Here is a 6,749-nt window from a genome sequence, read left to right on the forward strand (position 1 = left end):
TGGCCGCCCCGGTGCCGGTGCTGTCGATAAGGGTGAGGGTGCCCCCTCACACCATCACCCGGCTCTCCGCCAGGATCGCGTCCGCGATCTTCTCCGCCGTCATCAGCACCGGGAAATTGGTGTTGGCGCAGGGCACCACCGGGAAGACGGAGGCATCCACCACCCGCAGCCCGCCCACGCCCTTCACCCGGCCGGAGGTATCGACGACGCTCATCGGATCCTCCTCCCGCCCCATGCGGCAGGAGCAGGAGGCGTGCCAGACGCCGATCGTCGCCTTGCGGATGAAGGCCTCCAGCGCCTCGTCATCCTGCATCACCTGCTGGAAGGTGAAGCCCTCCACCACATAGCGCTCGATCAGCCAGCGGCGCAGCGCCGCCGGCCCGTCCAGCAGCGTCGCGATGCCGCGGGTCAGCCAGCGATTGGTCTCGTTCACCACGCCGATCTGGCGCACCTTGTCGCTGTAGCTGGCGGGGAAGGGGTCGCTGGTCACCGCCGCCAGCGGGGCGCTCAACTGCATCGCCGCCAGCATCTTGAAGCAGGCCATCAGCCGCTCGAGGTCGCGGCGGTCGGAGAGCAGGTTGAACTCCACCACCGGCTCCTCCCGCCAATCGGTGGAGGCGAGGCGGACCTGGCCGCTTTCCGAATAGGTCTTGTTCACGAAGGCCAACATGGAGGCGATCTGCACGCCGACCGCATGCCAGGCGGATTTGCTCGCCACCGCCACGAACATGTCGCCCGGTGGCGCCCCGCCGATCTGCGAGGAGTAGCGCAGCCCGACCAGGATATGCCGCCGCGTCGGGTCGCTGTCCCGCAGCCTGGCCCGCTTGCGGATGAAGGAGGAGAGCGAGATGGAGGGGTGGTCCATCAGCCGCTGCCCCACCCCGGGCAGGGCCGAGAGCACGGGAATGCCGAGATCCCGCAACTGCCCCACCGGGCCGATGCCGGCCCGCAGCAGATGCGCCGGGCTGTGGATGGCGCCGCAGGAGAGGATGGTCTCGTGGCCGCGGAATTCCTGTTCCTGCCCCTTCACCACCGCCGTCACGCCGACGCAGCGCGTGCCCTCGAAGAGCAGGGCCTTGGCCTGGGTATTGGTGGAGATGGTCAGGTTGCTCCGCCCCCGCACCGCCATGTCCAGATAGCCGATGGCGGCGGAGACGCGCTTCTCCTCGGCATTGGAGATGGTGATGGGGAAGTAGCCATCGGTGAATTCGCCATTCTGGTCCGGCAGGTATTTGAAGCCGGCCAGCTTGAACGCCTCCGCCGCCGCCTTGGCGTGCGGGTTCCAATGCTCCTGCGGGATGCGGCGGACGGGGATGCGGCCTTCCTGGCCATGCCATTCATTGTCGAAGTCGAGGTCGCGCTCGACCTTCTTGAAATAGGGCAGGACCTTGTCCCAGGACCAGCCCTCGGCGCCGCGCGCCGCCCATTCGTCGTAATCGGTGGGGGCGCCGCGATTGGCCATCTGGCCGTTGATGGAGGAGCCGCCGCCCAGCACCCGCGCCTGCTCGTATTTCCGCAGCGGCGGGCGTTCGGCGTTGGGGTTGTTGTGGGAGACGATCTGGGTGTGGACCTTCAGCTCGGTCCAGTGGAAGCGCGGGTCGAAATAGACGGTGCCGGGATAGGTGTCCTCGATCTCCTTCGGCACCTGGCCGGGCGGCGTGTCCTGCCCCGCTTCCAGCAGCAGCACGCGGTTGGCGGAGCGCGCGGAGAGGCGGTTGGCGAGGACGGAGCCGGCGGAACCGCCGCCGATGATGATGTAGTCGTAGATCACGGTTCTTTCCCCCCAGGGGCCGCTTGCGGCCTTGGGGCGAGGCTAGAGCAATATCCGCGCCGGTGGAATCACCCGGGGCGGATTTCCATGGCGATGGAGCGGCGGCGATGGAGCGGCGGCTGCGCCGGCGCCATTGGCGGAAGGGGCCTGCCGCGGCCGCGGTGGAGCGCGCCCCGAGGCAGCTCGGCACCATCGGAGGCGGCCAATCGCGCGGGCCGGCCCGGTGGTCGTGGCCAGGATGACGGCGCCGCACCACGCTTCGCGCGGCCCTGGCCCTGGCGCGAGAACCCGCGGCTCGGGATGCGCCCCACGGGGCCGGGCGCGCATGGCGCGCCGGGGACGGAACGCCGCGCTTTTGCCGCCCCCGGATGACGGTATCCTCCGCCGCAGCCGGCCTGGCAGCGCCCTTCGCCCGGATGCGGCGGCGCTCAGAAGCCGATCAGCTCGTCGATGTTCTGCCGCGCCCGGCGCATCGCCTGCTCGCGGCGCTCCGCCTCGGCCGGGTCGGTGGCGGCGGCGGCACGGCGGCGCTCCGCCTCGCGCAGATCGGCCTCGGCCTGGCGCATGCGGTCGCGCTGCGCCGCATCCATCGCCGTGCCGCGCTGGGCGCGCAGCTCCTGCAACTGCCGGCGCATGCGGGCGAGCTCCGCATCCTGCTGCCGCACCCGCTGCTCCGCCGCGCGGGCGCCGGCGCGCATCGCCTCCGCCTGGCGCTCCGCCGCCGCCGCATCCTGCTGCGCCTGGGCGGCGCGGCCGCGGGCGATGGCGCCCTCGTTGGAAAGCTGCTCCTGCCGCTGCTGGTAGCCGCCGCCGGCGGAGCAGGCGATGCCGCTGATGAAGGTGGTCTGGGTGGGATCGCAATTGCCCATGGGTGCGCAGCCCCCCAGCGCCAGCAGCGCCGCCACGCCGCACCCCGTCCCCAACCGCATCGCCTGGCGCATCATCGTCTCCCTCTGGTCCCTCATCACGCCCGCCAGCAACCGGCGCTGCCCGGTGCCCGTCGCGGCTTTGCCGCGGCAGGCCGTGCGAGGCCCGGAGAAAGCCGCCATCCCGGGGCCCCCTGCCGCCGCGCAGCGGTGTCGCGGGGAGTATCAGATGCTGCTGCCCGGCACGGCGGCCAGGGAGCGGGCGAGATCCGCCGCCGCCCGGTCCATCTCCGCCACCGAGCCGCCGACCGCCCGGGCCGGCGGGACGAAGCCGCCGCTCTCCCCCGTCGCCGCGCCCATGCCGCCCTGCACCCGGCCGCCATCCGAGATGAGCTCCCGCATCGCCGCGAGGTCGCGCTGATAGACCGAGGTCTCCTCCCGGAATTGCGCCGCGGTGATCTGGCCGGCGCGGTAGCGCGCATTCAGCGCCGCGATGCGCTGCCGCGCCTCCGCCGCCACCTGGTTGGCGGCATAGGCGTAGCCCTGGAATTTCCGCGCGTCGGCATTGGCACGGTCGATCTGGGCGCGCAGCGCCGCCTCCCGGTTCGCCTGGGTCTGCGCGTTCTGCGCCACCAGATAGCCGCCGCCCGCCCCCACCGCCGCGCCGGCGCCGGCGCCGATCGCGGCACCGCGCCCGCCACCCGCCAGTGCGCCCAGCCCGGCGCCGAGCAGCGCGCCGAGCACGCCGCCTTCCAGCATCGTCTCCCCAGTGCGGACGCGCGGCGTGTAGTCCACATCCTGCTGCTGGCCGACGCCCTGGCGCAGCGCCGTCTGCTGCAGCGAGAGGCCGGGCTCCATCGTCCCGGTCTGCGCACAGGCGGAGACCAGCAGCAGCAGCGCGGCGAGCAGCGCCGCGCGGCCCCGCCCCCAGCAACGCATCAGGCCCATCCCATCCCCCTTCCCGTCATCCCGCGCGCCCTCACATCGGGTGCGCCACCACTTCCACCCGGCGGTTCGCGCCGCTGCGCGGATCATTGGCATCCAGCAATTGCAGCGGCCCGAAGCCCTGCGGCCTGAGCCGCGCGGCAGGGACGCCGCGGGCGATCAGCGCATCCACCACCGCCCCGGCCCGCAGCATGGAAAGGCCCATATTGTAGCCGAGACGACCGGTCACGTCGGTATGGCCGTTGATCTCGAATTGCGCGGATTGCAGCCTTGGGTCGGTGGTCATCGCCTGGGCCAGCGCATCCAGCTCCGCCGCCGCGCCCGGCGGCAGGCGGTAGGAGTTGAAGCCGAAATTGGTGCGTAGCACCACGCTGGTCTCGGCGCTGGGCAGCGGCGGGGCGGGCACCGGCTGCACCTGGCGCTGGCAGCCGGCCAGCAGGAGGGCGGCCAGCAGCAGGAAGCGTCGCGGAAGCGTCATCGTCTCGGTCGGTCCGTCTCGGTCAGCCCCTCTGGTCAACCCCTCCGGGCGGAGGGTGGGGGCGGAAGGTGAAGGGGGCTTCAACGCGGCGCCAGCAATTCGCCGAATTCCGCCGCGGAGGGCGGCCTGCCGGTGCCGCGCAGATCCACCGGCTGGCCGCGCCGCAGCCGCAGCCCGGCCTGGCGCGCGATCAGCTCCGGATTCGGCGGCTGGGCGTCGCGGATATCCCGCAGGGCGGGCGGCAGCATGGCATCGCCCGCGGCGGCGGCGGCCGGGTCCTCGCCCGCCGTGGTGGCCGGGGCCAGCGGGGGGCGCGGCGTGGCCTGGGGCGAGGCGGCCTGCGGCGCCGCGGCCGGCCGGCGCGGCGCCGGCCCCAGCGGGCGCGGCGCGGGCATCTGCAGGTCGCTCGGCTTCGGCCCATCCGCCTGCGGCTGCGCTCGCGCCGCCGCCAGGGTGGCGAGGAGCGCCAGCAGCCCGGCGGCGATGCCGGCCATCGCCCTGCCCGCCACGCCGCCTCCGGTCACGGTCCGTGCCTGCATGCCGCTCTCTCCTTCTCCGGCGGCAGGCTGCTCGACATCGGCGGCCGGCGCCAGATCGGCCCCGCCCGCCATGGCTGATTTCGCCGCAGACATGTTTCGCATCTGCGTGAACGGCGCCGCCGCCGCATCGATCATCGCGCGATGCCTCTGCCGACACAAATATGACGGCAGCAAGGCCATGACGGCAGCAAGGCGCGCGCCTGCCGCGGCCGGGGCTTCGCCGGCGTCGTCATCATCGTATCGCCATCTCGCCTTATTTCGGAGGCAGACTGCACGGCCCCGGAGAAGGAGGCTACACTCGCGCAAGCGGGGCGCGGGGGGTTTCCCCTGGCGTTGCCTCGCATTTTCGTGAGTGCCCTCGCTGCCAGGAGCCGCGCCGAGAAATGGCTGACCGTCGCCTTGCCCGCACCGGGCTCAACGGCCGCGTTCCTTTCCGCCTCGGCCGCGGCAGCGTGCATGACGAGCATGCGCGCATCGCGGCGCAGCTCGCCAACCTTGCCGGCGCGGAGGCCGCGTCGCTCTTCGCCACCCCCGTCGTCACGCTCGGCAATGGCAGCGCCGATGGCAGCGTGGAATGGCTGACGCCGCTGCCCGGCGAGATCGTGCCGCTGGCCAGCCTCGATGCCGCGGCGCGCCAGGCGGCGGAGGAGCGGCTGCGCCGGCTGCTCGCCCGGCTGCAGCCGCTGCTGGCCGATGCCGAGGTGGGGAACTGGCTGCGGCGCGCGCTGGTGGGGCCGGAGCCGGGCTCGGTCTATGTCGTCGGCGGCCAGCCGGTGCTGACGGAATGGGGCCTCGGCCGGCCGGGCCTGGCGGAGACGCCGCAGGCGCTGGAACAGGCCATGCGGGCCGGCCTCGGCAGTTTTCTACCGGCCCCGCCGGCGGCCGCCGCCCCGCCGCCTTCGCCCGAGGCTGCCGCGCCGCCCGCCCCGGTGGCGGCCCCGGCACCCGCCGCTGCTGCCGCCAGCACCGCCGCCGCCCCGCCGCCGCGCCCGGTGCCGCCTGCGCCGGGCAATCCCGGCAACCGCTTCCTGCTGCCCGCCGGCATCGCCATCGCCGCCATCTTCCTCGCCCTCGGCATCTGGATCGGCGCCCGCATCGTGCAGGAGCAGTTGGCGGCACGGAACAACGTCGCCCGGGTGGTGCAGGACGAGGCCGAGCTGCGCCGCGCCATCGACCTGCAGCGCCAGCAGAACGAGGCGCTGGAGCGCCGCATCGCCGATGCCCGCGGCGCGCTGGAAGGCAATATGTGCCTGGCGACGCCGGGCGAGCCGCGGCTCGGCCCCGACCGCGCCGCGCCGGTGCCGCCCGCCGCCCTGCCGCCGCCGGCGCCGAACGCGCCGCGCTTCGAGGGGCGGCTGGCCGACCTGCTGGACCAGGCGGTGGTGCTCGTCATGGTCCGCAGCGAGCAATCCCGCGGCACCGGCTCCGGCTTCTTCGTCACGCCGGAGCTGATCGTCACCAACCGGCATGTGGTGGAATCCGGCGGCGAGATCACCGTCGCCAACCGTGCCCTTGGCCGGGTGGTGCCGGCCCAGCTCCAGGCCTCCACGCCGGATTCGGAAGTGGGCAACCCGGATTTCGCCGTGCTGCGGGTGCCGGCGCAGCAGGTGCAGCCGCTCGCCCTCACCAGCGTCGCCGCCCGGCTGGACGAGGTGATCGCCGCCGGCTTCCCGGCGCTCGTCTCCTCGGCCGACGTGGCCTATCAGGGCATCATGCGCGGCGACGCCTCGGCGCTGGCCAACCTGCAGCCCATTCTTTCGGATGGCCGGATCAACGCGGTGCAGCCCTTCCCCTCCGGGCTGCAGGCGCTGCCGCATTCGGCGCAGATTTCGCCGGGGTCCTCCGGCGGGCCGCTGGTGGATGGCTGCGGCCGGGTGGTCGGGGTGAACACCTTCGGCCGCTCCTCGGAGCGCATGCCGGTGACCATCAGCTACGCCCAGAAAGCGGACAGCCTGGCGGAATTCCTGCGCGGCAACAGCCTGCCGGTGACCTTGCTGACGGATGCCTGCCGGCCGCAGCCGGCGGCGGCGCCGGGCGGTGGGGGCCAGGGGGGCCAAGGGGGCGGCACGCCGCCGGCACCTGGGGCGGCACCTGCGCCGGGCGCCGCGCCCGCACCAGGGGCGGCCGCGCCGGGGGCCGGGGCGCCGCCG

6 protein-coding genes are annotated in these 6,749 nt (G+C 73.7%); 1 reads left to right on the forward strand and 5 read right to left on the reverse strand.

The annotated features are described in order from the left end of the window. Positions 1–46 precede the first annotated feature (46 nt). From E5N76_RS24395 to E5N76_RS29800, 5 genes are all read right to left on the reverse strand, one after another. Positions 47–1,771 (reverse strand): GMC family oxidoreductase, encoded by a 1,725-nt coding sequence (locus tag E5N76_RS24395; protein ID WP_207792101.1) that lies wholly within the window; start codon positions 1,769–1,771, stop codon positions 47–49. A 428-nt stretch (positions 1,772–2,199) separates the two neighbouring features. Then, positions 2,200–2,736 (reverse strand): hypothetical protein, encoded by a 537-nt coding sequence (locus E5N76_RS24400; RefSeq protein ID WP_149540044.1) that lies wholly within the window; start codon positions 2,734–2,736, stop codon positions 2,200–2,202. Positions 2,737–2,862: 126 nt separating this feature from the next. Continuing rightward, on the reverse strand, positions 2,863–3,585 hold the full coding sequence (locus tag E5N76_RS24405) for a hypothetical protein (RefSeq protein WP_149540046.1): 723 nt from the start codon (positions 3,583–3,585) through the stop codon (positions 2,863–2,865). Between the two features lie 31 nt (positions 3,586–3,616). Further along, positions 3,617–4,060 carry an OmpA family protein gene (locus E5N76_RS24410; RefSeq protein ID WP_149540048.1) on the reverse strand — a complete coding sequence of 148 codons (444 nt, stop codon included), beginning with the start codon at positions 4,058–4,060 and terminating at the stop codon, positions 3,617–3,619. 80 nt (positions 4,061–4,140) lie between these two features. Further along, positions 4,141–4,599: a hypothetical protein gene (locus E5N76_RS29800; protein WP_187830366.1), complete on the reverse strand. Its 459-nt coding sequence runs from the start codon at positions 4,597–4,599 to the stop codon at positions 4,141–4,143. A gap of 383 nt (positions 4,600–4,982) precedes the next feature. On the opposite strand from E5N76_RS29800, the gene E5N76_RS24420 reads away from it, so the two are divergent. Further along, a partial coding sequence (locus tag E5N76_RS24420; protein ID WP_149540052.1) for a S1 family peptidase occupies positions 4,983–6,749 on the forward strand: 1,767 nt, incomplete at its 3' end.

The sequence above is a fragment of the Siccirubricoccus phaeus genome, from assembly GCF_008360935.1.
Taxonomy (GTDB): Bacteria; Pseudomonadota; Alphaproteobacteria; order Acetobacterales; family Acetobacteraceae; genus Siccirubricoccus; species Siccirubricoccus phaeus.